Origin of the sequence: Spiroplasma endosymbiont of Agriotes lineatus (genome assembly GCF_964019485.1) — a bacterium.
GTDB lineage: Bacteria > Bacillota_I > Bacilli_A > Mycoplasmatales > Nriv7 > Nriv7.
Window position 1 is genome coordinate 635355 of sequence record NZ_OZ026448.1, and the last position, 24844, is coordinate 660198.

Here is a 24844-nt window from a genome sequence, read left to right on the forward strand (position 1 = left end):
ATAAATGTTTAAAAAAATAAATATTTAACTTAGTTAGATAACTAAGCTAAATATAACTTAGTTTAATATAACTAAATATTGTAAAGATGGTATGTATATGAGAAATATTGAAAATATTTTTTTAAATACTGAAAAATATCTTTTAAAAGAAACACAAAATGCAGTACTTATTAAAGCACCGGCAATTCCGTGATTGTATGAATCTACTGGTATTTGGTTTTCGAAACGATTTGTTTATAAAGGAAAATATGAGAATTCTATTTGTATAGGAATAATTAGAGATGATGAATATCGGTTAGTTTTTATTAATTATAAAGGTCAAGAGTCTAGTTTGATTTTAGGTCATGAGTTGTTAGGTTTTTTTGTTGCTGAAAAAGAACATGATAAAAAAGTTGTAAGTTTTGATTATTTTAAAAATTCATTTTAAAAATGTTTTACGGTGTTTTAAGAATAGGGGTAAATAAAAAAATATTTTAGTTAGTTTTTATGGTGTTTAAACGGCGCGGAAAGCGTATGCTCCGCCCGTTAATTATCTATGTTGGTTGAGAGTTATTTAACTAAGTTATTGCAATTTTTTTAAGGAGTTTTAGAAATGAAAATGTGAGTTAATGTGGATGAGTCTGGCAAAGATTATTGTCAAGAGTTTATATATTCTATTAATAAAAAAACTGGATTAGAACAAAAAATTTGAGCGTCTAAATCTGCAGTTGAATCTGTTAGAACTGATTTAGTCGGTGATAATTGACTTTGTGTTGATATTGCATATTAAAAGATTAAAAAATTAAGGAGAAAAGAAAGATGAGTATATTTGGACTAGTGTTTTTTACGATTTTAACATTATTACTAGCATATTATATTGCGGTTAATATTTATCGTTTTTTTAAAGATAAAAAGAAATATGGTAGTGAAGCAAAACAGCTACCAAAAGATTTTACTTATTCACAACGAATATTTATTGCGAAATTTAAGAAAAATTTATTAGAACAAGATGAAAAAAAATTAACAAATAAAAAAATATTTAGAATATTTTTAAAAGTACATAGATATGACTAAATTTAACTATAATACAAAAATAACTAAAATTAATCAAATTAAGAGCACAAAAAGGGTTAGAAAAATTAAAAAAATTAAAAAAATGTTAAAAATAAGAAAGATAAATTAAAAGGTAGGAAGATAAAAGTGAAAGTATGATATGGTATTGCTTCTTCTGAAGAAGAACAAAAGATAGATAGAGTATCGCAGTTATCTGTATATGTTAATGGTGATAACAATACTAAACCTAATCGTGTATGAGCGCGTGATTATGGTGTTGGTCATGTAGAGATAGATATTTTTCATGATGTGTGGGTTTGTATTGATGCTATGTTATTAATTAAGGAAGTTGGTTGTTAAATGTTTAAAAAAATAATTATTGAGTTAATTGAATTAATTTATCCAACTGCCGATTTACCACCCCGAGTTGTATTTTTGTTTTCAATTTTAATAATTGTAATGCTCTTCTCAGCAATTATTTTTCTACTCTTTTGACCTTTTAAGCGGTAATTATTATGTTTTTAGTTGCTTGAAAAGATTTAGATTGAGAAATGACAAAATTGTATTTTTGAGATTTATTTATTCAAATTACAACTATTCCGGCGTGAGTTTCTGGTAAAAAAATTGATTTAACCAAAGAACTACTTTGACTTTTAATAGCAAATATTGCCTTTTGAATGGTATTAGTATTTATCGTCTTATTTATTGTTATTTTATTTTATAAGGTTAAATCATATTTTGTTTAGAAAGGGGATGATTATATGTTTAGAATTTTTCTTGATGTAACAAACACCACCAGTAGCAATTACTGGTGAACAAGCGGTTACTAACTTATGAAAAGCATTAATTAAAGCGTTCGGTAATATTTGAACTGATATTATTGGTGGTAATATGCCAAATGTTGTTAATTTCTTTGCTACATATTGAGTTTTCTTGCTTAGCGTTATTATTGGTTTATTTTTAATCGCTTTCAAAATGTTTGAAAAATTAATGCCCGGCAGATAGTAATAAAAATAAAGAAAGTGTGATTTAAGTGATGCTATTGTTTAAAAAAATAAATTTAAAATTATATGATTTTGTGACTTTAAATCGCACTTTATTTATTATTACGTGATTTTATGTTATGGTGCGATTTTGCATTATTATAATCCTCAAAGTTGACGAATGTTATTCGATATTATTTATTTATTAATTGCTTTATATATTTTATATACTAAAATTTCTCATTTTTTTGCTTGTCGTAGTTTTATTAATTTCTTATTAAATTCACCCTTAAATTTAGTAATTGGTGCTTTGGGCACCGGAAAAACCGCTTTAATGGTTTTAGCTTCTTACTTATTAAGTGGTTGAAAAACGATTTCTACTTTTCCGATTACCAATAAACAAATGCTTTCATTAGGACATATGTCTTTATTAGATTATAATTATCCAATTTTAGATGAGAAATCATTATTACTTTGAGATGAAACTAATTTATTTCTTGAAGGTACTGACTATAAAGAAAATGATAAGATATAACCCAAGGTTTACAAGAATATTTTGCTTCAGCTCGCCAATTTACCCATATCGTATTAGCAAGTGGAAAACGAGCCGAACATATATGAGTTAAAGTTCGTGATATTGCGAATTCAATAATTGTTGGTATTAGAAAAAAACCAGTTAGTATTTTCCGACCCTATTTACAAGTTATTTACGGCACTTTTAAATCGGTAAGCGAGTGCGAGCAATGACGATTAACGCTAATTAATGCTAAAAATGATAAAAAAGGTCGCAAAATCAAGTATCGTAGCATTCCGAAATTAGACATTTATTTCTTTAAATTGAAAATTCCAATGTCAATCTTAAACCTTTACGATAATAAATATTTATCATTCTTGCGTGAATTAAGTAATCGTGCTTTGAATGATAATTATCAACATAAATTTTGAAATGATAATGTAATGGATATTGAAGCAATAGAATACTTAAAAATGGAAAAATTCAGTAAGATACTTACTAAGTTAAAAAATAATCTGAAGAAGAAAAACAAGTAAAGGAGTTTAAAAAATGGAAAACTTAGAAAAAATGGCTAGCTTGATTGGCGATATATTTTATAAAGCTTTTGATTTAATTTGAACTTTAACCATTCCTGGAACAGATATTCGCATTATTATTTTTCCGCTAATTATGCTCGCGATAAATCTTGTAATTGGTGGCATTTTAGGTATTTATATTGAACGACCAAAAGTTGGTTTTCGTAAAAAATATCAAAAATCAGTTGCTAATTGAGGAACTAAGAAACAATCATCTAGTGGTCCAATTAAGAAATTTAGTGGTAATGGCTCTAAAAATAGACCATGAGTTGACCAACACGGACGGCGAATAAAAAGGTAGGTTTTAAAAAATGTTTAAATTAATAATATTATTTATTCTTGTTGCTGTTTTTTCTATTTTTGCTTTAAACGACTTTTTAGGTTTATGAGTCTATGTGCGTGAAGGTTTAGAATATTTTAATAAAGTTCTATCAAATAATATTAAAATTTTAGATTTGTTTAAACCAATGATAAGGTTATTTTCTCAACATCCGATTTTCCAAATCTTAGGAACGATTTACATTTTATCAACAATATATTTAATTTTAAGGAGTTAAAAAATGAAAAAGTTAAAAAAAATATTAAGTATTAAATGTTTTAAAAGCCTTTTAGGCTTTATACATTTTTTTATTATACTCCATGGTGTTGTTATTATAATTTTAATATTTTTAACGGTCCTTCAAATTAAAGGGGATAAATTTTTTAAAGATTTTATACCATTAAATTTTCAAAGTGTATTTTTTAATGTTTGTATTTGATTATTAATTATTTATTTCTTAATAACTGGTATTAAGTTAATTATCAAGGGTTATTACTTTAATAAAATTTTTAGAAAGCATCAAATGCAAGTTGCTAATTGTGAATATCCACAACATAGTCAATATAAATTTTCTGATGCCGTTAAAAACGATAAAGAAGAATTTTAAGGTCTGATGAGATACATAAGATTATTTCTTGATTTTTATTTATAATGTTTATTGGTTTAGTGCCGCCAGGGGTGTTCTTTGATACAAAACAACCACCAAAATCCACCGTGAAACAATATTTCATGAAACGAGAAAAACGAGCAACTAATCCTGGTCAATGTGGTAATAGTTGTAAGTTGGAGTTTGCTAGTATTCAAAATAGTTATGTTTTCAAATGGCCGGCTCTTCTCTTGGTTTTGTTTGAAACACTGATGATAAATTAGATGATTTGCCTCAAGATGTTTCTGCTCTTACAATCCCTGAAGGTGGTAGTATGTCTGGTTATGTTTTTAATTTTTATAAAAAAAATATGACTAAAATTATAAATGTTAATGGTGAATACGATAAATATTATATTGATAAAATTGTTAATGTAAAAATTACAATTTTAAAAGCTTCAGCTTTGGACAGATATGATAGGCGTGCTGGTTATATAATTACCTCATTTTCTGCTGAAATGCCCCCCTTTACCAGAAAAAGATAACGAACAACCATTACCTGAGGAAATAACTAAAAATGATAGCGAATATCAGTATAATCAGTTTCAAGATAAATTTGATTATTTAATGATACAACGCCGAGATTTTGATAAATTTAATTATAGTTATTTATATTGAGCTCCTGTTTTTAATTTCTTTGACAATAATTTTAAATATATGAGTGAAATTTCAATTAAATTAAATTGTTTTAAACAAAATAGTAAATTTAATTTAAGTCGTGTAGAAAATTTCTATCCACCCGGTTTTATTAAAAAAGTTATTTTTAGAGAACTTTCCTTTTCTAGTTTTGGTGATGTTATTACTATAAAAACTGGGGCATGGTGGCATTAGGGGTAGTAATGAGTTTTTAGAAAATGGTAAATCTCTTTGAAAATCTGGCTCGCGAACAAGTTTTGGAGGAAATTTTATTAATACCTTTTTTGGACAAGTTAATTATTATGGTAATACTTTCCATTTTTTACGCTATGATGATAAATTAAAAACTGATTTTAAAGATTTTATGCTTTATTACCAAAAAGATTTAACCATTGATTTTATTAATGGGTTATTTAATAAACTTTATAAAGTTTTAGGTGAGTTTTTTGTACAATTCTTTTATGCCGGTTTTGATATGGAGACCTCTACTTGTGTAGAATTAGATTACAAAGAGATGCAACAAATTCCTAAAAATGTTTTACAAATGGGTTTTTTTCTATTGCTCCTTAATTACTTTTTATCCCAAACAGTATTTAATTAACTTTGGTTCAACAACGGAAAATAGTAAGAATATGATTTTTCGTTCCTATTTCTTTGTTAAAGATAAACAAATTGCCAATGGTTTTAATACTGGTGAAAGTTCTTATCAAATAAATTTTAATGTGTTAAAAGCATATGATAATCAATTATGAAACTCCACTAGTAATAAACTGCATTTTTATAATGCTAAAGTCAATGTAATGTATGGAATTAATATTTTTACACTGACTTTCCCGCTATATAAAAAGAAAAATAAAAGCACTGAATATCATTATTTTTTATACGATTTTAATATTTTGAATTCAACAGCTTTTATTGGTGGAGGAATAAGTGGTAATATGAATGACTTAATTCCCACACTCAACTGTTCTTATTGGGGTTTATTTATTGCAATATCTTGTGGTGGTATTAAGCACGCCTCTGTTAGTGTGTTGAATTGATTACTTGGTCTTTCAGGGATTAATATTAATCTTTTAATTCGCCTCCTTGCGTGCGGATATTGCCAAAACAACAATTAATTTTACCAAAACTGCCTTTCCGGTGTTTGAAGTTATTCCAGCATTTCAGATGTTATTTGAATTTGTAGTGCCCTTAGCAATTTTGCTAATGATATTAAAAAAGTTTTGTTAAATGTTTCCAATATTTTTATATAAAATATAATTCCTTTGAAAGGAGGATTTTTATTTATGTGAAAATTTTTATCAGCTTTAAATTTAGTATGTATAATGTTTATTTCGGGATGTAGTAAAAATAGTAATATTTTAAATAAATATGATTTAAAGTTTGCTAGTATTCAAAATAGTTATATTTTTAAATGGCCGGCTCTTGGTTTTGTTTGAAACACTGATGATAAATTAGATGATTTGCCTCAAGATGTTTCTGCTCTTACAATCCCTGAAGGTGGTAGTATGTCTGGTTATGTTTTTAATTTTTATAAAAAAAATATGACTAAAATTATAAATGTTAATGGTGAATACGATAAATATTATATTGATAAAATTGTTAATGTAAAAATTACAATTTTAAAAGCTTCAGCTTTGGACAGATATGATAGGCGTGCTGGTTATATAATTACCTCATTTTCTGCTGAAATACCTAATAAAAAAAATTAGTAATTTAATAAATATTTTTGAAAATCGTATTTTTTGTAATGCGATTTTTTTAATTTAAGGAGTTTAAAAGTGAAATATATTATTTCTCAAGCCGATTTAGCAGATTTAAAAGCAAAAGCACAAAGTTGATTAAGTGATAATTGCCGTAATTCTTATTACTATAAAATTAAAAAACGCACTACCGCCTATTTAAATTTATGCACTTATTTTTATATGGAAGAAACAACTTTAACAAAACTTATTAAAAAATATTTTAAGAATGCCACAAAAACCTTTTATCGTTGGGCAGAAAAAATTATGACTGCTTATTATTCTGACAATTTAGATTTGTTATTGTTTAAAACTACAAAACCACAAAATCTTAATTATCAATATAGTTTAAATTCTCGTGAAAAAATATGTGATTTATATTTTGATTACAAAAATCTTCAAGCTGTCGGAATGTGGTCTTTATTTAACAATTTAAAAATCGGTTTTCACGATATTAAAAATGCAGAAATTCCGAAAAATATTAAAACCTTTTATCGCTGAATTAAATCCGACCCTCATTGAAAAGAATTAAAACAGAAAATCAAAAAAACGCCATTTTAAGCGTTATGAAGTCTCCGATATTGGTCTTTTACAAACGGATGCCAAAATCATTACCACATCAAATTTTCCAGTTGATAAAAAGTATTATATTTATGATTTCATTGACGAAATAACACGGATAGCATTTGGTTATGTTTATGATAGTTTAGGAACCAGGAACCAATAACGCGATTAACGCTGTACAAAGAGCAATGAAAGATTTTAGCGAGCTTGGCACAACCATTAAACGCCTTCGCACTGATAATGCTCCGGAATTTATTACTGATAATTGAAGTAATAAAAAATCATACAAAGTAAAAGAAAAACCTTTTACAACCTTTCTTTCGAAGAACGGAATTGTTCACGAAACCACGCCGATTCGTTCACCACAATCAAATGGCAAAATTAAACGATACCATCAATATTATACCAAATTATTTTATGCTAAGGATAAAAAATTAAATCAGAACGAACTCCAACATTATTTAAATAAATATTATTACTTTTATAACTTTGAACGCCTTCACCCATCATTAAATACTAAAACCCCATTTCAAACATTACAAAAATTTTTAACAAAATAGTTTCTGGAAGTTTGAATAATTATTTTTTACAAGAAATTAAATTTGTTGTACTTGTTCTAATTAAAGTAATTATTGTTTGTTTCTAGAATAATTAATAACCTTTTTATTTTAATTATTATTTAATTTTATAAAATACCCAATATTTTCTAAAATAATTCCCGCTTTTTTTGTTGTTTCTTTGCTTTTTGATATTATCTCACTAAGTTCCCTAATTAAGTTTCCTAATTAAGTTTCCTAATTCTTCTATTTCAAATCCTAAATATTTTAATATTTCTCTATCATTTGTATTTTTGGAATTTATTTTATTGCCAATTTGTTTTATTTGTAAACCCAGTGAATTTGAGTTATTTTTTAATACTTTTTCTCCAATTTCTATTATGTTAGATCCTAAAATTTTAACATTTTCTTTTAAAAGTTCATTTTCATCATTTTTATAATTTAAAATAACTTCTTTTATTTTTTTAAAAACTATTCCTTGTAATTTAGATCCTTTTGATAATTCGGGAATATCTGGAGCAAAAAAAGAGTCAAACTTCCAACTTTATTTAATGAATTTGAAATATTAATCATATTATTACCAATTTTTTCTATAAAGATTTCAAAATTATTTATGTCTAATTCAATATTTTCTATATCTTTGCCTGCTTGTTTTATTTCACTTAATATGTTACTTTCAATTGATGATAATTTATTTGTATCTTTATCATTTTGTATGCTTTTACCAAGTTCAATTACATTTTCTTTTAAAATATTAATAATTGAATCAATATTTATAGAATTTGTTGGTTGTTGAACTACTGGTTGTTGAAATGTATTTTTTATATTAACAATAATATTTCCTAATTCTTTTATGAATTCTCCAAGGTTTACAATTATATTAGATCCATATGCACTAGTTCATTTTCTTTCTAAACTATTTCCTTGTTGTTTAACAATTTCACCAATCTCTGTTATATTTTCTTTTAATTTTGTTAATTCTTCTTCTTCTATATTTGTATTTTTTGATAATTTAATTATTTTTTTAGAAATATTTTTTATATTTGTTCCTGCACCAGGAAGAGCCCCTCCTATTCAAGCATTAGTAATTGGATTAATATTTTCTATTAATACTCTGTATGGGCGCATAAAGTTTTGTTAGGTAGGAAAAACATTTGAATAAGTATTAAGGCAGTCAGTAATGATTGTCTTTTTATTTTATAAGATGTTAAAAATTTGTTCTTTGAAAATTAAATACAAGTGAATTAATAATGTTGGTATATATTAAAACACGATAAATTGTGGGTGGTCGCAATAACCAAAAAAAGTTTACCAGTTAATAGATAACGCCCTATTAGCTATAGCAATTTGTTTCATTTTGCAATAAAAAAATGAATAGATGGGTTTCCTAAAAATATACACGCTATTAAATTAGTTCCGAGGGGGGGGTGCGGACATTAAAGTGTAAAAATTTCTATATAGGGAGATACTAAGTTTAAAATTATCAAAATCTTTATCTAATTAAAAAAACAAAATTTACTAACAAAGCTTGTTAAACACTTAAATCTGCGATATATAAGTGTTTAAAAAACTAAGTTAACTAACAACTTAGTTAATATAACTTAGTTTATTTATAAGAAAGGTAATTTATTATGAAAAACATTGAAAACATTTTCTTAAATACTAAAAAATATCTCTTAAAAGAAACACAAAACGCAATGTTTATTAAAGCACCAAAAATTCCGTGATTTAATGAACAAATCGGTGTTTGGTTTGCAAAACGATTTGTTTATAAAGGAAAATATGAAAATTCGATTTGCATCGAAATAATCAAGAATAGTAAATATCAAATAATTTCAATTAATCAAAAAGAAAATGAAACCAAGTTAATTAAAGGACAAGAATTTATTAAGCTTCTTCATTGCCGAAAAAGAAAACAACAAAAAAGATACAAATTATAACTATTTTAAAGGAGTTTAAAAATGAATATTACGATTGGAATAATATTTACTATTATTTGCATAATGTTATTGGCATATTTTGCTTATAAAGTTTATGCCAAAATAAAAATGCGAATTAAATATAAAAACACTATTAAAAATAATACTGGTAATTTCACGAAAAACGAAAAAGTGTTTATTGCCCGCTTTAAAAAATGAGTTAAAGCTCCTCCTAATTCAAAAGAAAATAACGCGAGTAAAAAATAATGTTTTGAGAAATTATCATGGAATTTTTAGAACTGTTTATTCCGATAGAAAAAATGCCTGCACAAGCCGCTTTTATTTCCGGATTAATTATTATGATTACTTTTCTTTTCGCCTTAATTTCAATTATTTATTTTCCAAATAAAATGATAATTAAATTGTCATGCTTTATCAAAACGGGAAAAGCATTATTGAAATTATTAATTAATATGGTATTTCAAAATCTGCTATTTATAATTGAATAAAATCATTCGATAATTCTGGTTCTTTTAAAGCAAAAGATATCAAAGTAATGAAGAAAATGAATTAATTTACTTACGAAAAGAATTAAAACAATTACGAATGGAAAACGATATTTTAAAGCAAGCGGCACTGATAATGGCCAAAAAATAACAATAATTAATAACAACAAAAACAAATATTCAGTGAGGAAAATATGTAAGATTTTGGGTTTATCAAAATCAACGTATTACTTACTATCAACCTAATAAATGCACTAACTAACAAGCAAGTTAATAATTATAAACAAGAAATTGTCAATACATTTAATAAAAGTCGCAAAATTTATGGGGCCCGTAAAATTAAAGCTGTTTTAATAAGAAAAGATATCATCTTATCGCGGCGAAAAATCAGATGCATTATGATCAAAAATAATTTGGTTTCTAAATACACCAAATTAAAATATCGTAATCATAAAACAACAGCTAATAATGCCAAAATTAGTAATGTTTTAAATCGTGAATTTAATGACAAAAAACCTAATGAAGTTGTTGTTAGTGATTTAACACATGTGTAAGTTGGAGGAAAATGACATTATATTTGCTTATTAATTAACTTGTTTAATCGTTAAGCAATCGGCTATAGTGCTGGGCAAAACAAAACCGCTGAACTAGTGTTCGACAAGCTTTTCATAAGGATAACACGACCATTAAAACAAATAATTTTATTTCATACCGATCGCGGTAATGAGTTCAAAAATAAAATCATTGATGAAATTTTAATAACTTTTAACATTAAAAGATCATTAAGCAATAAAGGTTGTCCTTATGATAATGCTGTGACTGAAACAACTTACAAAACCTTTAAAACAGAATTTATTAAGGGTAAAAAATTTACAAACTTAACACAATTAAAATGCGAACTATTTGATTTTGTTAATTGTTGATACGGGGCTGCACAATTAACTGTGTCTCTAAGTAATTAACTTAAATTCACTCTGTCCTCAAATTTTATCATTAAATGTGAAATTGCACTACCCCAATTTTGAATTGGCATTGTTCATTTTTTAGTCATATTTTGAAATGCTAAATAAAATATTTTAAAAACTGATAAATCATTAGAAAAAATCTTTTTATTTTTAATGACTTTTCTTAATTGACTATTAACAGACTTTATTCTATTAGTTGTATAAATAATTATTCTAAATTCTTGAGGATATTCAAGAAAAATTATTAAATTATCTTAGTTATTTTTTCATGATTTAGCAACTTGGGGGTATTTTTTATCTCACTTTTCAGCAAAATTGTCTAAAGCAAGTAAGGCTGTATCTTCATTAATTGCTGTATAAATTGATTTTAAATCATTAGCTACCAGTTTACGGTCTTTATAAGGAACGAATTTGATGAACAATACATAATTGATGTTGTGTTTTTGGAAAAACAGCTTCTATTGCATCAGACATTCCTGTTAAATTATCACTACAAGCAACAAGAATATCTTGTAATCCGCGATTTTTCATTTCCGTAAGATTATTCAGTCAAAATTTGGCTCCCCTCATTCTCGCTAATTCACATTCCTAAAATATCTTTTAAACCATCTAAATTAATTCCTAAGGCAAGATAAACTGCTTTGTTTATTATTCGTTTATCTTGCTTTACTTTAACAACAACAATACAATCAAAATAAACAATCGGATAAATCTTCTCTAAAGGTTTAGTTTGTCACACTTTAACTTCTTCAATAACATCATCAGTTATTTGATTAATTAAACTTTCTGAAATTTCTGCTCCGTGATAGAATTCTTGCAATTGTGCTTTGATATCAGAAATTGTCATTCCTCTTGCATATAAAGAAATTACTTTTTGATCAAAGTTATTAAATTTTCTTTGTCTTTTTGAAATAATTACTGGTTTAAAAGTACTATTTCGATCTCTTGGTACATCAATTACGATTGAACCATTTTTAAGTAATAATGGTTTTTTGTGTGTTGCCATTTCTTTTATTATGATTCTCATCAGTTTCAAGATGATCTTTAATTTCTGCATTTAACATTCTTTCAGTTAATTTTTTGATAAATTCCTGAAAAATATTATTACTTTTAAATAAATCTTGTGGATTATCAATATTTTCTAAAAAATAATCAACAATTTTATCAATTGCATCGGGTTCTTTTTTTATTTTTTTGTCATTTTCTGTTTTCCTTCGTTTAAGTATAATTCAGAATGAATTATCGAGACACAGAATTTTGGACAGGCCCATTGATTTACAACAATATTCGAATTCACGGCAGCTTAAATTATTTAACACCCGTTGAATTTAGGAAATGGCAGTCTACATAAAAAGTGTCCTAAAAAGGGTTGTTATTCCATTTATTATTTATTTTCTAAATAAAATGATAATTAAATTGTCGTTGCTTTTCATTAAAAATTATTTAAATCTTTTCCTAACTAACAAAACTTTATGCGCCCAATAAATGACAATAACAAGAAAAGAAAGGTTAGTTTAGTGATTAAATAATATAATTAGTTGATTGTTTTACTTCTTCAAAGAGCAATTACCTAAGAAAACTAAACGCGACCCAAAAACGGTGCCGGAAACGGTAATGGTTTATGTTGATGGATCAAGAAACGTCCAAGCGCTATCCCTAATCGATGACGGCAAATCAATCCAAGAACAAATAGGGAGGGCCTCGACCTCTCGCCATTAGAAGCAACCATTACACACTAACCTAACACTAAATAAAATAATCACGACCCCTATAACAACAAACAACGCCTTTCCTACAAACCAATACCGAAATACCACGGCATTTAAACAAGAGGACCGCATCCGTGTGTGGCGGGTGGTGGAACTAATATTAATATCGGTGACCTGTGTGCTTTCTGCAATGAAGGAAACATCATTGAAGCAGGAGCAGGAGGATGCAATATCCTGCGATAATTTGCAGTGCTCAACTGCAATGTGGGTTATAACATCTTAGAATTAACAAAAAAGAGTAAGTAATTTAAATTACTTACTCTTTTTAATCCTTATTCTTTAATTCGCATATGAGGAAATAATAACACATCTTTGATTGATGATTGTTCAGTTAATAACATTACTAAGCGGTCAATACCAATCCCCAAACCACCAGCTGGCGGCATCCCATATTCTAAGGCTTCAACAAAGTCTAAATCCATTTCATTAGCTTCCTCATCACCTAAATCTCTTAATGCTAACTGTTGTTCAAAACGATTATATTGGTCAATAGGATCGTTTAACTCGGAATAACCATTAGCATACTCTCTGCCCCCAATAAATAGTTCAAAACGATCAGTAAACCGTTCATCAGTGCAACTCTTTTTCGCTAATGGCGACACTTCTAGCGGGTATCCATAAATAAATGATGGTTGAATTAAAGTTTTTTCAACTAATTGTTCAAAAAACGCATTAATGATATGACCAATCACATGATGATGCTTTTCTAAAAGTATCTTATGTTCTTTAGCTAACTTTTGCGCTTGAACTAATGTCATTTCGCGATTAAATTCTATCCCACTAACATTTTTAATTGCTTCCACCATACTCATTTTATTTCATTGCCCAAAATTAATTTTTTGATGATTGTAAGTTATTTCGCTATTAGACAAAATTTCCTTAGCTAAATAACCAATTAAATCTTCAGTCAACTGCATCATAAAATTCATATCCTGATAAGCAACATAAATTTCAATCGTGGTAAACTCAGGATTATGTTTTGCTGAAATGCCTTCATTACGAAACAATCGTCCAATTTCAAATACTTTTTCAAAACCACCAACAAGAAGTTTTTTTAAATATAATTCGGGGGCAACTCGTAAATAAAACGACATATCCAAAGTATTATGATGCGTTTTAAAAGGTTTCGCTGTTGCACCACCTAATATTGGTTGTAAAACTGGCGTTTCCACCTCTAAATAGTCTCTTGCTTGTAAATATTGACGAATTAAATTCAATATTTGCGTTCTTTTAATAAATACTGCTTTAACTTCTTCATTAACAATCAAATCAACATATCTGCGACGATATCGTTCTTCGGTATCCTTCAACCCATCGTGTTTATCGGGTAATGATTTTAATGCCTTACTAAGTAATTGAAACGATATTAGTCTTAAAGTCAATTCTCCAACTTGTGTTTTCATTGCTCTACCAGTAGCACTAATGATATCTCCCAAATCTAATTGTTGAAAACTAAGAAATTCTTCCTTAGAAACTTCATCAAGACGAAGATAAACTTGAATTTGATCATCTTGATCTTGAACATTAGCAAAAATTGCTTTCCCGGCAGTTCTTAAAGCCCTAATTCTTCCGCCAATAATAACCACATCTGTTTTTCCTTGCAATTGTTCTTTACTATACACATCATATTGTTTTTTAAATTCAGCAGTATTATGAGTTCGCTCTACCTTAGAAATATCAAACGGATTATGGTTCGCTTTTACTAATTGTTCTAACTTAGCGCGTCGCACAACTTCCTGTTCTGAAAATTTTCTTGACATAAATTAACTTCTCCTTTAATTATTTTTTAAATTTTACTAGCGTCAATATGAATTATATCACTAGCGCGTCCAAAAGGTAGTGCATATACCAAATGGTCGCGTTTAGTTTTCTTAGGTATTGCTCTTTGAAGAAGTAAAACAATCAGCCAATTATATTATTTAATTACTAAACTAACCCCACCTTTCTTGTTATTGTCATTTTTATTCATTACCATTCTACATATTATTGAATTTTTACACAATAAAAATTATTAATATTATTAAATTTTCACTAATATATATTAATTTATATTTTTACTTAATTAAATCGGACTCATAAAGTTTTGTTAGGTAGGAAAACATTTGAATAAGTATTAAGGCAGTCAGTAATGATTGTCTTTTTATTTTATAAGATGTTAAAAATTTGTTCTTTGAAAATTAAATACAAGTGAATTAATAATGTTGGTATATATTAAAACACGATAAATTGTGGGTGGTCGCAATAACCAAAAAAAGTTTACCAGTTAATAGATAACACCCTATTAGCTATAGCAATTTGTTTCGTTTTGCAATAAAAAAATGAATGGGTGGATTTCCTAAAAATATACATGCTATTAAATTAGTTCCAAGGGGAGGATGCCGACATTAAAGTGTAGAAATTTCTATATAGGGAGATACTAAGTTTAAAATTATTAAAATCTTTATCTAATTAAAAAACAAAATTTAATAACAAAGCTTGTTAAACACTTAAATCTGCGATATATAAGTGTTTAAAAAACTAAGTTAACTAACAACTTAGTTAATATAACTTAGTTTATTTATAAAAGAAAGGTAATTTATTATAAAAAACATTGAAAACATTTTCTTAAATACTAAAAAATATCTCTTAAAAGAAACACAAAACGCAATGTTTATTAAAGCACCAAAAATTCCGTGATTTAATGAACAAATCGGTGTTTGGTTTGCAAAACGATTTGTTTATAAAGGAAAATATGAAAATTCGATTTGCATCGAAATAATCAAGAATAGTAAATATCAAATAATTTCAATTAATCAAAAAGAAAATGAAACCAAGTTAATTAAAGGACAAGAATTATTAAGCTTCTTCATTGCCGAAAAAGAAAACAACAAAAAAGATACAAATTATAACTATTTTAAAGGAGTTTAAAAATGAATATTACGATTGGAATAATATTTACTATTATTTGCATAATGTTATTGGCATATTTTGCTTATAAAGTTTATGCCAAAATAAAAATGCGAATTAAATATAAAAACACTATTAAAAATAATACTGGTAATTTCACAAAAGATGAAAAAGTGTTTATTGCCCGCTTTGAAGAATGAGTTAAAGCTCCTAATTCAAAAGAAAATAACGCGAGTAAAAAATAATGTTTTGAGAAATTATTATGGAATTTTTAGAACTGTTTATTTCGATGGAAAAAATGCCTGCACAGGCTGCATTTATTGCCGGATTAATTATTATCATTACTTTTCTTTTCGCCTTAATTTCAATTATGTATTTACCGATAAAAATGATTTTTGGGCGATAAAAAATGACAGTAAATTTAAAAGAATTTAATTGAGAATAAATTAAACAAACTTTCTGAGATTTATTTATTCAAATTACAACTATTCCGGATCATATTAGTGGTGGTAAAGAAATTGATTTAACCAAAGCACCACTTTGACTTTTAATAGCAAACATTGCTTTTTGATTTTTAACCGCGATTATGGTGTGATTTATTCTAATGCTACTTTGAAAAACCATATTAGTCATTATCATTATTTAGATAAGGAAAAAACACAATCGTGTTAAGGTTAATCGTGTTTTAACAAATTTAAGAAAAACTTTGAATATAAATGACGACTGCTTTAAAAAGAAAGGGGGTGATTATATGATTGGAACTTTCTTAACAGAAGCACCAGCAGTAACAAAAATAACAGCTAGTGATGCGATGACTAAATTATGAAACGCGATTATAACAGCGTTTACTAAAATGTGAGAAATTATTGCTGTTAATATGACACAAGTCGGTAACTTCTTTGCTGATTACTGAATCTTCATTTTTCCATTTATTTTGGTAATATTCTTTATTTGCTTTAAAATGTTTGAAAAATTACTTGGCGCAGTCAGAGTCAGTCCGCTAACAAAAAAATAAAGTGAGGTGCAAGATGAAATTTTGCAAATGAATAATAGAAAAAAATAACCATTTTATTGAATTGAATCGCACTTCATTTTTAATTTTATGACATTGCGGAGCAATTTGATATATTTACAACGGTTATTTTAAAAATATTGTAAGTTATTTATTTTTAGCAGGTTGTATTTTAATTTTCTTTTTTAAAATCGGTAATTTAACACAAATTAACAAAGTTATTAATTTCTTAAAAAATTCACCGTTAAATATTGTGATTGGTTCATTAGGAACTGGAAAAAACCGCCCTTCTAGTATTCTAGTATACGCATTAAAATTACTAAAAAAGAAGAAATATCACATCGCATCAACCTTTCCATTACTAGAAACCCAAAAATTAAGTTTAGGCCATATGGGATTATTAGACTTTGATTATCCGGTATTGCCAGACAAAACCTTACTGTTATGAGATGAAACCAATTTATTTTTAGAAGGAACGGATTGAGAAAAAAATAATGCCAAAAACGAAGAAACCGGTATCCAAGAATATTTCGCTCTGGCACGCCATTTTGGTCATATTGTGCTTGCTAGCGGTCAAAGAGATAAACATATTTAAGTTAAAGTTCGTAATATTGCCAATAATGTGATTATTGGTATTCGTAAAAAACCCGTTAATATTTTTCGTCCCTACTTAAAAGTCATCTATGGTACCTTTACGAGCATTGAAGAATATGAACGCTGACGAAACACCTTAATTGATGCTAAAAATAGCAAAAAGGTTCACCACATTAAATATCGTGATATTCCCGAACTTGATATTTATTTTTTTAAACTAAAAATTCCTCTGCCAATACTTAACACTTACAATTATTTTTACCTAGCATTTTTAAGAGATTACTTAAATTCAAAAGTAAATCCTGACTATGATATGAAGACAAATACTATACTGACACAGCAATTGATTTAGAAGACTTGGAATACTTAAAAATGAATAAATTTAGCAAATTTTTAAGAAAAATGAAAGAAAAATAACGGTTAATTCCGTTTTTAGTAGTGTCAGTTATTTGGTAGACATTAACTTAATTAAGTTGAGCTTTATTTAATATTTTTGTTTCATTATCAGTGCAATTCCAATAACAATCATAATTCAGAAAAAATTGCCCTTGGTGTAAAACCAAATAAAAAACTCAAATATATTATATACAAGAGTTTCAAACACCTTATAAAAATTTTAAAGAAACTTTTTCGGCGGTTCAACTATTTATCATATTTCACTTCCTTTCTAAATATTGTCGCTACTAAAAACGCAATCAACCACAACATTATTTTGCTCTATGAAAGAAACAATAAAAAATGGAAAATCTCGCAAAAATGGCCGACTTTCTCGCTCAAATGCTTTATAAAGTTTTTGACTTAATTTGAAGTTTAGAAGTATCAGGAACGAATATTCAACTAATATTTCCTTTATTCTTAACGCTGGCTGTAGAATTTCTTATGGCAATTATTCTCGGTTTTGGTAGTCAACAAGTTAATTTAGAAAAACAACGCCAATATGCTGTTAAAAATAAGGGGCGTTTAAGTGCGTGAGGAAAAGCTAAAAAACAAATAAAACCAATAAAAACAAAACAAGGTAACCAAAAATGTTTAAACTAATTATTATTTTTATCTTAATAACTGTTCTCGGACTTTTAGCTGGTAGTCATTTTGAAACTTTAACAAACTATATTAGTGAAGGGCTTGCCAATTTCCAAAGATTTATTACTAGTAATTTAACAATTTTAGAATTATTTAAACCAATGGCCTGAACGTTTTCGCAACACCCAATCTTTACCATTCTGGGTGTCACTTGTGTATTTATTGCTTTATTTATTGTGATTAAAGGACGATAAAAAATATGAAAGGAGAATAAAAATGAAAAAACTTTTAGCAAAATTATTTAAAAAAGATAATTCAAAAGAAAAAATGCCATTAAAATTAAAAATTAAAAATTCTTTTAAAAAACAGTGGTTAAAAATGGTATTAAGTATCATTTTCATCTTTATAAGTTTATTAATTTGTGCATTAACAGTAATTGATACTAAATGAATAACTGGAACAATTAAAGAATTTAATGATTTTATGAATGAAGAGATGGTTGATTTCTTTGGCAAGTTCAATAGTGGTATTATGCTGGCGGGAATATTTGTTTTTTGATGAGGCGGAGCAATATATTTTGCAATTAAATTTGAAAAATTAATCCGCTTTATTATTCAGAAAATTAAAGCAAAAAGAGTTTTGAAAAATGAAATCAAACAAACTCATTAATTCTTTAAAAAAATATTGATGGAGAATTTTACCTTACATTTTTATGATTATTATCTTTTTCGCCCCCTTTTTAAAATTGGAAATTAATGATTTGAAATTATTATATGAAAAATTTGAAGCATTAATTTCATTTATGATACTAGGGTGTTTAGATATATGCATTACAATAGCGGTAATTATGAACTTTAGCATTGAGTTGAGTGTGAGTGACTTATTAAAAAAATCAAAGCTAAAAGAATAATAAAAAATAAAATATTTTAAAAAGGAGTGATAAAAATGTTTATGAAAATATTTACCGTGTTAATTATTAGTTTCAATAACATTTTTACCATTCCACAAAACATTAATAATGACAAAGCAACAGCACAATCACTAATTAGAAGTAAAAGGCAAAATAATGAATCATACGAATTAAACTTAAAAAAATCAAAATTAACACTTAAATCATCAAAAGATGACAACAGCAAGTGAAATCAAAAATGAGAAACAAAAGTTAATGTAGAAAATGAATTTATGCCCAAAAACTTGCCTCCACGAACGAAACTTAATGATTGAAAATTTTATGTTGACAAAAATGACAAGATTACACTACCAATATTAAAATCATTAGAATATGATTTAAATTGAGAAAAAAACAGTGAACCAAGATATTAAGAAAATAAAGATTTTTTATCATATCAAAATAAAAAATTAAAAAACATAAAAATGAAAGTACAAGAATGAGATAAAAATGAAAGATATGCCAAATGAAAAATATTAGAATTTAAAACTGAATTTAAAAATAATTAAAAGGGACTTTACAATTAACCGTGTCTTTTAAGTCTCTAAGTAATTAACTTAAATTCACTCTGTCTTCAAATTTTACTTCTAAAAAATAATCAGCAACTTTATCAATTGTATCAGGGGGTTTTTGCTTTTTTATAATTTTTTGTTCTACTTCTTTTGAATAGAATTCAGAATGAATTATTGAGACACAGAATTTTGGACAGGCTCAACATTTTCGCGATTACTATATTGATAATTAATTAAATTAGGTGTTACTAGTTATGTTCCTAACAAAGAAAAAACGATTAAATTTTTTATCACTTAAACCAACCCCTTTTATTTTATTATACAATTATGTTCAATTAATTTAAATATTTTAATTAATCATTTATTTTTAAAGCTTCAATTGGATTGACGCGTTTTAAAATAAATCAACCAACAACAAATGTAATCACATAAATCGTTAAAATAATCACTAAAACCGCAAATATTAGTCCTCAATTAAAGTAAAATGGCATAACTCAAGTTGAATTCAATGCTAAATAATTAACTAACTGATTCATAATTACCCACGCTATAGGAAAACCAATAACAAAAGCAATAAACACAATGGGTAAATACATTCCTAATGTTAGTCAATTAATTTTATAATCACTATAACCAATAACTTTCATTGTTGCAATTAACCGACTATTTTCGGTAATAATTATATTAGAAGTAATTAAAATTGTCACAAATGATATTAATAAAGAAATCATCATAAAAGCCCATAATATTGAATCGGCAATACCTTTAATTTCATCAAATACCGATTGATGTGTTGCGATCGGCATTGCAAAAGCAATTGCTCCTTGTCCTAATCCAATATACTTTTGAACTAAATCACCAGAAATTTTATCCTTAGTAGTTACCATGCCATTTAATGTTAATTGCGTAAAATCACCATACATTTGCGCCACACTAATACTATCAGTAATATCAGTAATATTTTTATTTAATGAAAATTTAGCATTAAACAAAGGAAACATTGCCTGCACAGCCTCATCATAAGTCATATTAGGAAATCTTTGCTTAAATTCTGTTGTTGTATCATTAACAAAGTGAGTAACTTCTTGAAATAAATCTTTAATTTTCTGATAATGTTCTGAAAGCTCTCAACTTTTACCTTTTTCAATATAACCCAGCATCACATCAGCATCATATTTAGGTAAAAACATTTTAGGATCACCATAACCTTCTTGGATACCAATAACGCACATTTTTTGATTTTGATTATCTTCAGTTTTAATATAAACATCACCACTAGTAATTTTCTCATACATTGCCGAAGGGAGATCACTGATTGAAAAATACAATCCTATTTCTTCTGTAATATCATTATTTGTCACTTGTTGGAAACCAGTACTTAATTCTTTTAGATTCCATTTTTTAAGGTCAACAATCTTGCTATCAGCTGTGACAGCTTTAGAATATAATGATTTCTTATTAGGGTTAATATCTAAAATATCACCTTGATTAATTTGCAAATGTTTAGCAATGGTTTGATTAATAACTACAGGAACAATTTCCGCATTAAGCGAATGATTTTCATACATTGCTTCTAAAAGATTATTATTATCTTTATCTAACAAAAGATTCATTTTACTACTTCGTTCAATACCATAAGCTTTAAGCTTTAACATTTTTTTATTTTCATAAGTAATATTACCATGGGAAATTGTTTCAATATTAGGCTTAAAATAAGTTGCTAACTCGTCTTCATCAGGATTATAAAGCGTCAATCCAAATTGAATATTAAATGTTTTAGTAAGTCCTAAATCATTAGCAATTGCTTTCAATTTTATTATCACCTTATTTAAATACCGATTTCATTGTTCATCATTTTCATTTGGCTTAGCATTTTGACCATTATTAAGTCGCTTTTTAATTTCCTCATAAATTTTTAACACCACATCATAACTTTTTTTATAATCAGCATCATTAGTAGCAGCAACATTCATTTCATTAATAAAGACATTATTTTCTTGTAAAGTTAACGGATTACCATTAGTAAATTCTGCAGCAGGATTCATTAAATCTCCTGAATGCAAAATATCAATTGCTAAACTAACTTCAATTTTTCTTAAAGTTAATTCTAATGATGATAACTTACTACGAACAAAATAAGGCGACTTTTTGGTGGTACCAATAATGATGCAATCAGTAATTGCATATTTTGCCTTCTCGGCTTCTGTTTTATCTTTCCAACCATCAACCGCCAACACGCAAGTAATATTTTTAAATATTGTTAATTTAGCTGTCGGTTCTAACTTCGTTAAAATTGAATTAAGGTAAAAATTTAAATCAAAAAAACGATAATTTAAAGTTGCAAGCCTTACTAATTCTAAGTCTTCCGGGCGATATCGTTTTACATTCGGCTTGATTTCCTTTTCAACCATTAATTTTGGTGAATAAAGATCACCATCAATTCCTTGTTGATTATTTTTAATTTCTGGATTATAAACACCATATGATGAAAGCATTGAATTTCAAATTGGAATTTCATATTCAGTAATTGATTCATAATTAATTCCCTTATAAGTTGCGGTTCGCATATTTTGTAAAGCTTTTGGTCCCGTGATTGAAAATGTTAATAACAATGTTGCTGAAACCATTGTAATCATTACTGTTAACATTTTTGTAATTGATTTTGAAAAAACTGCTCAACGAAACCGAGTTGTAAATCGTTTGCCACGATTTAAATAATTAAATCATCTTGTTAAAATCGTTTCGCCCATATTTTCTTCCGGATGCAATAATTTTAAAGGGCTACCTTTAATATATCAAATTGATGCCACAATTGTTATTAAACCTAATAAAAAAAAAGTTCCACCAATTGAAAATAATAATGATAACCAATTAAAACTAAATTTCTCTAATGGAAGCATAAAATATCAATTAAATACACTTATAATAGGAATTTGTAAAAAAATACCAACTAAATACCCAATAATTCCCCCAACAATAGCAGCAATTAATGGATATACTAAAAAACCTTGAGCAATACTAAACGAAGAATAACCCAAACTTTTTAAAACTCCAATTTGCGTACGAGAATTTTGAACCCGTTTTTTTGTTACTAATGCAATCACAAATCCTGTAATGATAAGCACCATTAATAACAAAGCAATTGCCATAATTTGATAAGCAACCAAAATTTTTTTTAGCGTATTAACACGACCATTAAAATCATATTCAGCATAATTGGCATCATTAACCGCAAATACAAAATTATTATTACTATCATTACTAAGAAAATAATCTTGTAATTGTTTTTGAATTAAGGAAATATTTTGTTCACTACCAGCGCCTCACTGAGCAACAAAATATCCTTCATGATCAACTTCAGAAGTTAACGAAATTTTTTCAACACTTTTATTGTATTGTCATTTAATACCTTTTTCAATTAATTGCGTATTATTAGGACTAAAAAGTCCTAATTGATGAGGATGAACAAATGCCACAGCCTCACGCACTTGATTAGGAATTGGCGTTGTTAAATCAAGTTGGGGAAACATATAATCAACAGAAGCTCCCAATCCTACAATTTCTAAAGCATTATTATCAGGATTATTAACATCACACTGTTTTGACTGTAAACAAATAATATCACCAACACGATATTTATTTTCATTAGCAAACTCAGGTGATAACACGACTTCCTGCTCGGTTTCAATATTGCGACCTTCAGTAATAACTAACTTATCGATCGTATCTTGAATATCATAAGCAATAACTTTAAACAAACTTACATTATTATCAATAACACGAGAAACCATTCGTCCTTCACGATATGCAAACACAAAATTATTATTTATTTCATTAGCAAGTCTTACTTTTTTCATTGCTCATTGAACATAAGCAGTTTTCTCAACTAATACCTTTTGAATATTAACATCAGTTTCATCAGCTTCTTTTCCCGGAATCCGATTTTTATTTCTTAAATCAATAACAAAATGATGCAAATTAGATGAAGTAATAAAATTCTCATAAGAATTATTAATTTTTTGTGTCGTTGTATACATTAAAGTAAAAATAACTGCCGTTAAAACTATTAAAAGGACTAACCCAATCATTTGAATCTTATTTATTAAAACTGATTTAAAAGCGTTTTTAAGAATATAATAATTTTTGAGTTTTCCAAGATTAAAATCTTGTAGCTTCCTTTTTTCCACTATTAAACTCCTTTTAAATATGTTACCCTGCTTTTTTCGCATTGTTTAGATTATACATTAAAAAATTCTATTCTTGAAATTCCTTAATTTTAAAGAAAAACAATCACAATTTAATTATCATTTTATTTAGAAAATAAATAATAAGACAAAATATTTAATATTAATAAACATAATCTCAATAAAAGGTTATAAAAACTAAAAAAAACGTTTATAAAAACAACATTAAAATAAGTTTTTACAACAAAAATCATACATAAGAAATATATACTTAATTTGAATATTAGACTTGTTACATAACCTTTAATTTTATCTATTTGGAATGGCAATCCTTTTTAGGATACTTTTTATGTAGACTGCCATTTCCTAAATTCAACGGGTGTTAAATAATTTAAGCTGCCGTGAATTCAAATATTGTTGTATCAATTAACAAAATAAAATAGTTCACATTTTAATTGTGTTAAATTTTCAAATTTTTTACCCTTAATAAATTCTGTTTTAAAGGTTTTGTAAGTTGTTTCAGCCACAGCATTATCATAAGGACAATCTTTATTGCTTAATGATCTTTTAATGTTAAAAGTTATTAAAATTTCATCAATGATTTTATTTTTGAACTCATTACCACGATTGGTATGAAATAAAGTTATTTGCTTTAATGATCGTGTTATCTTATGAAAAGCTGGGTCGTGTTTAGTTTTCTTAGATATTTTTAAAAAAAGAAAAAATAATCATTTACTATAAATTATTTCAATATGCAAATTAAGTATATATTTCTTATGTATGATTTTTGTTGTAAAAACTTATTTTAATGTTATTTTTATAAGCTTTTTCCTTAGTTTTTATAATCTTTTATTGAGATTATGTTTGTTGATATTAAATATTTTGTTTTATTACTTATTTTTTAAATAAAATGATAATTAAATTGTCGTTGCTTCTCATTAAAAATTATTTAAATCTTTTC

At 26.7% G+C, this 24844-nt stretch carries 33 protein-coding genes and 3 pseudogenes; 31 read left to right on the top strand and 5 right to left on the bottom strand.

Going from position 1 to position 24844, the window contains the following annotated elements:
* Window positions 1–97 precede the first annotated feature (97 nt).
* The 16 genes from AACK93_RS04080 (at window position 98) to AACK93_RS04155 (ending at window position 7570) form a co-directional block, all read left to right on the top strand.
* Entirely contained in the window at window positions 98–427 is a 330-nt protein-coding gene (locus tag AACK93_RS04080; RefSeq protein ID WP_339023812.1) for a hypothetical protein, read from the top strand.
* A 165-nt stretch (window positions 428–592) separates the two neighbouring features.
* Window positions 593–769 carry a hypothetical protein gene (locus tag AACK93_RS04085; protein ID WP_339023814.1) on the top strand — a complete coding sequence of 59 codons (177 nt, stop codon included), beginning with the start codon at window positions 593–595 and terminating at the stop codon, window positions 767–769.
* Between the two features lie 29 nt (window positions 770–798).
* Entirely contained in the window at window positions 799–1053 is a 255-nt protein-coding gene (locus AACK93_RS04090) for a hypothetical protein (protein WP_339023816.1), read from the top strand.
* A 126-nt stretch (window positions 1054–1179) separates the two neighbouring features.
* The gene (locus AACK93_RS04095) at window positions 1180–1392 is read left to right on the top strand and encodes a hypothetical protein (protein WP_339023818.1); all 213 of its coding nucleotides are present in this window, start codon (window positions 1180–1182) and stop codon (window positions 1390–1392) included.
* A 155-nt stretch (window positions 1393–1547) separates the two neighbouring features.
* Complete coding sequence (locus tag AACK93_RS04100; protein WP_339023820.1) at window positions 1548–1778, top strand: hypothetical protein; 231 nt, start codon at window positions 1548–1550, stop codon at window positions 1776–1778.
* Between the two features lie 418 nt (window positions 1779–2196).
* Complete coding sequence (locus AACK93_RS04105) at window positions 2197–2550, top strand: hypothetical protein (protein WP_339023821.1); 354 nt, start codon at window positions 2197–2199, stop codon at window positions 2548–2550.
* A gap of 314 nt (window positions 2551–2864) precedes the next feature.
* Window positions 2865–3065 carry a hypothetical protein gene (locus AACK93_RS04110; protein WP_339023823.1) on the top strand — a complete coding sequence of 67 codons (201 nt, stop codon included), beginning with the start codon at window positions 2865–2867 and terminating at the stop codon, window positions 3063–3065.
* A gap of 13 nt (window positions 3066–3078) precedes the next feature.
* A complete protein-coding gene (locus AACK93_RS04115) occupies window positions 3079–3405 on the top strand; it encodes a hypothetical protein (protein WP_339023825.1) in 327 nt (108 codons plus the stop codon).
* 10 nt (window positions 3406–3415) lie between these two features.
* On the top strand, window positions 3416–3661 hold the full coding sequence (locus AACK93_RS04120; protein ID WP_339023827.1) for a hypothetical protein: 246 nt from the start codon (window positions 3416–3418) through the stop codon (window positions 3659–3661).
* A gap of 3 nt (window positions 3662–3664) precedes the next feature.
* The gene (locus AACK93_RS04125; RefSeq protein ID WP_339023828.1) at window positions 3665–4030 is read left to right on the top strand and encodes a hypothetical protein; all 366 of its coding nucleotides are present in this window, start codon (window positions 3665–3667) and stop codon (window positions 4028–4030) included.
* A gap of 214 nt (window positions 4031–4244) precedes the next feature.
* On the top strand, window positions 4245–4553 hold the full coding sequence (locus AACK93_RS04130) for a hypothetical protein (RefSeq protein ID WP_339023829.1): 309 nt from the start codon (window positions 4245–4247) through the stop codon (window positions 4551–4553).
* 82 nt (window positions 4554–4635) lie between these two features.
* Window positions 4636–4899, top strand: a complete 264-nt coding sequence (locus tag AACK93_RS04135; RefSeq protein ID WP_339023830.1) for a hypothetical protein — start codon at window positions 4636–4638, stop codon at window positions 4897–4899.
* 338 nt (window positions 4900–5237) lie between these two features.
* Window positions 5238–5822: a hypothetical protein gene (locus AACK93_RS04140; RefSeq protein WP_339023831.1), complete on the top strand. Its 585-nt coding sequence runs from the start codon at window positions 5238–5240 to the stop codon at window positions 5820–5822.
* Between the two features lie 168 nt (window positions 5823–5990).
* Window positions 5991–6416, top strand: a complete 426-nt coding sequence (locus tag AACK93_RS04145) for a hypothetical protein (protein ID WP_339023832.1) — start codon at window positions 5991–5993, stop codon at window positions 6414–6416.
* A 69-nt stretch (window positions 6417–6485) separates the two neighbouring features.
* Window positions 6486–7007, top strand: a complete 522-nt coding sequence (locus AACK93_RS04150) for a hypothetical protein (protein ID WP_339023833.1) — start codon at window positions 6486–6488, stop codon at window positions 7005–7007.
* A 191-nt stretch (window positions 7008–7198) separates the two neighbouring features.
* Window positions 7199–7570, top strand: a complete 372-nt coding sequence (locus tag AACK93_RS04155; RefSeq protein ID WP_339023834.1) for an integrase core domain-containing protein — start codon at window positions 7199–7201, stop codon at window positions 7568–7570.
* A gap of 468 nt (window positions 7571–8038) precedes the next feature.
* Here AACK93_RS04155 and AACK93_RS04160 read toward each other — a convergent pair whose 3' ends face one another.
* A complete protein-coding gene (locus AACK93_RS04160; RefSeq protein ID WP_339023835.1) occupies window positions 8039–8695 on the bottom strand; it encodes a hypothetical protein in 657 nt (218 codons plus the stop codon).
* Window positions 8696–9198: 503 nt separating this feature from the next.
* On the opposite strand from AACK93_RS04160, the gene AACK93_RS04165 reads away from it, so the two are divergent.
* The 4 genes and pseudogenes from AACK93_RS04165 (at window position 9199) to AACK93_RS08100 (ending at window position 10954) form a co-directional block, all read left to right on the top strand.
* A complete protein-coding gene (locus AACK93_RS04165) occupies window positions 9199–9507 on the top strand; it encodes a hypothetical protein (protein WP_339023836.1) in 309 nt (102 codons plus the stop codon).
* Window positions 9508–9528: 21 nt separating this feature from the next.
* Window positions 9529–9753, top strand: a complete 225-nt coding sequence (locus AACK93_RS04170) for a hypothetical protein (RefSeq protein WP_339023837.1) — start codon at window positions 9529–9531, stop codon at window positions 9751–9753.
* Window positions 9753–9995 (top strand): hypothetical protein, encoded by a 243-nt coding sequence (locus AACK93_RS04175; RefSeq protein WP_339023838.1) that lies wholly within the window; start codon window positions 9753–9755, stop codon window positions 9993–9995. Before AACK93_RS04170 ends, AACK93_RS04175 begins: the two co-directional genes overlap by 1 nt.
* Window positions 9914–10954 (top strand): annotated as a pseudogene (locus AACK93_RS08100) (IS3 family transposase). Before AACK93_RS04175 ends, AACK93_RS08100 begins: the two are co-directional and overlap by 82 nt.
* Here the strand turns inward: AACK93_RS08100 and AACK93_RS04190 are convergent.
* Window positions 10951–12147: pseudogene (locus tag AACK93_RS04190) on the bottom strand (IS256 family transposase). The pseudogenes AACK93_RS08100 and AACK93_RS04190 sit on opposite strands and share 4 nt — an antisense overlap.
* Window positions 12148–12191: 44 nt before the next feature.
* Here AACK93_RS04190 and AACK93_RS08105 point away from each other — a divergent pair.
* Window positions 12192–12308: an IS3 family transposase gene (locus tag AACK93_RS08105; RefSeq protein ID WP_422398168.1), complete on the top strand. Its 117-nt coding sequence runs from the start codon at window positions 12192–12194 to the stop codon at window positions 12306–12308.
* Window positions 12309–12998: 690 nt separating this feature from the next.
* On the opposite strand, the gene lysS is transcribed toward AACK93_RS08105, so the two are convergent.
* Window positions 12999–14486 (bottom strand): lysine--tRNA ligase, encoded by a 1488-nt coding sequence (gene lysS / locus AACK93_RS04195; protein ID WP_339023840.1) that lies wholly within the window; start codon window positions 14484–14486, stop codon window positions 12999–13001.
* Between the two features lie 886 nt (window positions 14487–15372).
* Here lysS and AACK93_RS04200 point away from each other — a divergent pair.
* The 10 genes from AACK93_RS04200 to AACK93_RS04245 all read left to right on the top strand — a co-directional run bounded on the left by AACK93_RS04200 (window position 15373) and on the right by AACK93_RS04245 (window position 19561).
* Window positions 15373–15633 (top strand): hypothetical protein, encoded by a 261-nt coding sequence (locus AACK93_RS04200; RefSeq protein WP_339023841.1) that lies wholly within the window; start codon window positions 15373–15375, stop codon window positions 15631–15633.
* Between the two features lie 2 nt (window positions 15634–15635).
* On the top strand, window positions 15636–15857 hold the full coding sequence (locus tag AACK93_RS04205; RefSeq protein WP_339023842.1) for a hypothetical protein: 222 nt from the start codon (window positions 15636–15638) through the stop codon (window positions 15855–15857).
* A complete protein-coding gene (locus tag AACK93_RS04210) occupies window positions 15857–16018 on the top strand; it encodes a hypothetical protein (protein WP_339023843.1) in 162 nt (53 codons plus the stop codon). The genes AACK93_RS04205 and AACK93_RS04210 overlap by 1 nt, the downstream gene beginning before the upstream one ends.
* 345 nt (window positions 16019–16363) lie before the next feature.
* Entirely contained in the window at window positions 16364–16627 is a 264-nt protein-coding gene (locus AACK93_RS04215; protein WP_339023844.1) for a hypothetical protein, read from the top strand.
* A 13-nt stretch (window positions 16628–16640) separates the two neighbouring features.
* Window positions 16641–17219: a hypothetical protein gene (locus AACK93_RS04220; protein ID WP_339023845.1), complete on the top strand. Its 579-nt coding sequence runs from the start codon at window positions 16641–16643 to the stop codon at window positions 17217–17219.
* A 27-nt stretch (window positions 17220–17246) separates the two neighbouring features.
* On the top strand, window positions 17247–17570 hold the full coding sequence (locus AACK93_RS04225) for a hypothetical protein (protein ID WP_339023846.1): 324 nt from the start codon (window positions 17247–17249) through the stop codon (window positions 17568–17570).
* Between the two features lie 386 nt (window positions 17571–17956).
* On the top strand, window positions 17957–18256 hold the full coding sequence (locus tag AACK93_RS04230; protein WP_339023847.1) for a hypothetical protein: 300 nt from the start codon (window positions 17957–17959) through the stop codon (window positions 18254–18256).
* Complete coding sequence (locus AACK93_RS04235; protein WP_339023848.1) at window positions 18244–18492, top strand: hypothetical protein; 249 nt, start codon at window positions 18244–18246, stop codon at window positions 18490–18492. Before AACK93_RS04230 ends, AACK93_RS04235 begins: the two co-directional genes overlap by 13 nt.
* Before the next feature lie 22 nt (window positions 18493–18514).
* The gene (locus tag AACK93_RS04240) at window positions 18515–18907 is read left to right on the top strand and encodes a hypothetical protein (RefSeq protein ID WP_339023849.1); all 393 of its coding nucleotides are present in this window, start codon (window positions 18515–18517) and stop codon (window positions 18905–18907) included.
* 276 nt (window positions 18908–19183) lie between these two features.
* Window positions 19184–19561 carry a hypothetical protein gene (locus AACK93_RS04245; RefSeq protein ID WP_339023850.1) on the top strand — a complete coding sequence of 126 codons (378 nt, stop codon included), beginning with the start codon at window positions 19184–19186 and terminating at the stop codon, window positions 19559–19561.
* A 491-nt stretch (window positions 19562–20052) separates the two neighbouring features.
* On the opposite strand, the gene AACK93_RS04250 is transcribed toward AACK93_RS04245, so the two are convergent.
* Both AACK93_RS04250 and AACK93_RS04255 read right to left on the bottom strand, forming a co-directional pair.
* Complete coding sequence (locus AACK93_RS04250; RefSeq protein WP_339023851.1) at window positions 20053–23886, bottom strand: ABC transporter permease; 3834 nt, start codon at window positions 23884–23886, stop codon at window positions 20053–20055.
* 344 nt (window positions 23887–24230) lie between these two features.
* Window positions 24231–24563, bottom strand: a pseudogene (locus AACK93_RS04255) (IS3 family transposase); the annotation flags it as partial.
* Window positions 24564–24844: the final 281 nt, after the last annotated feature.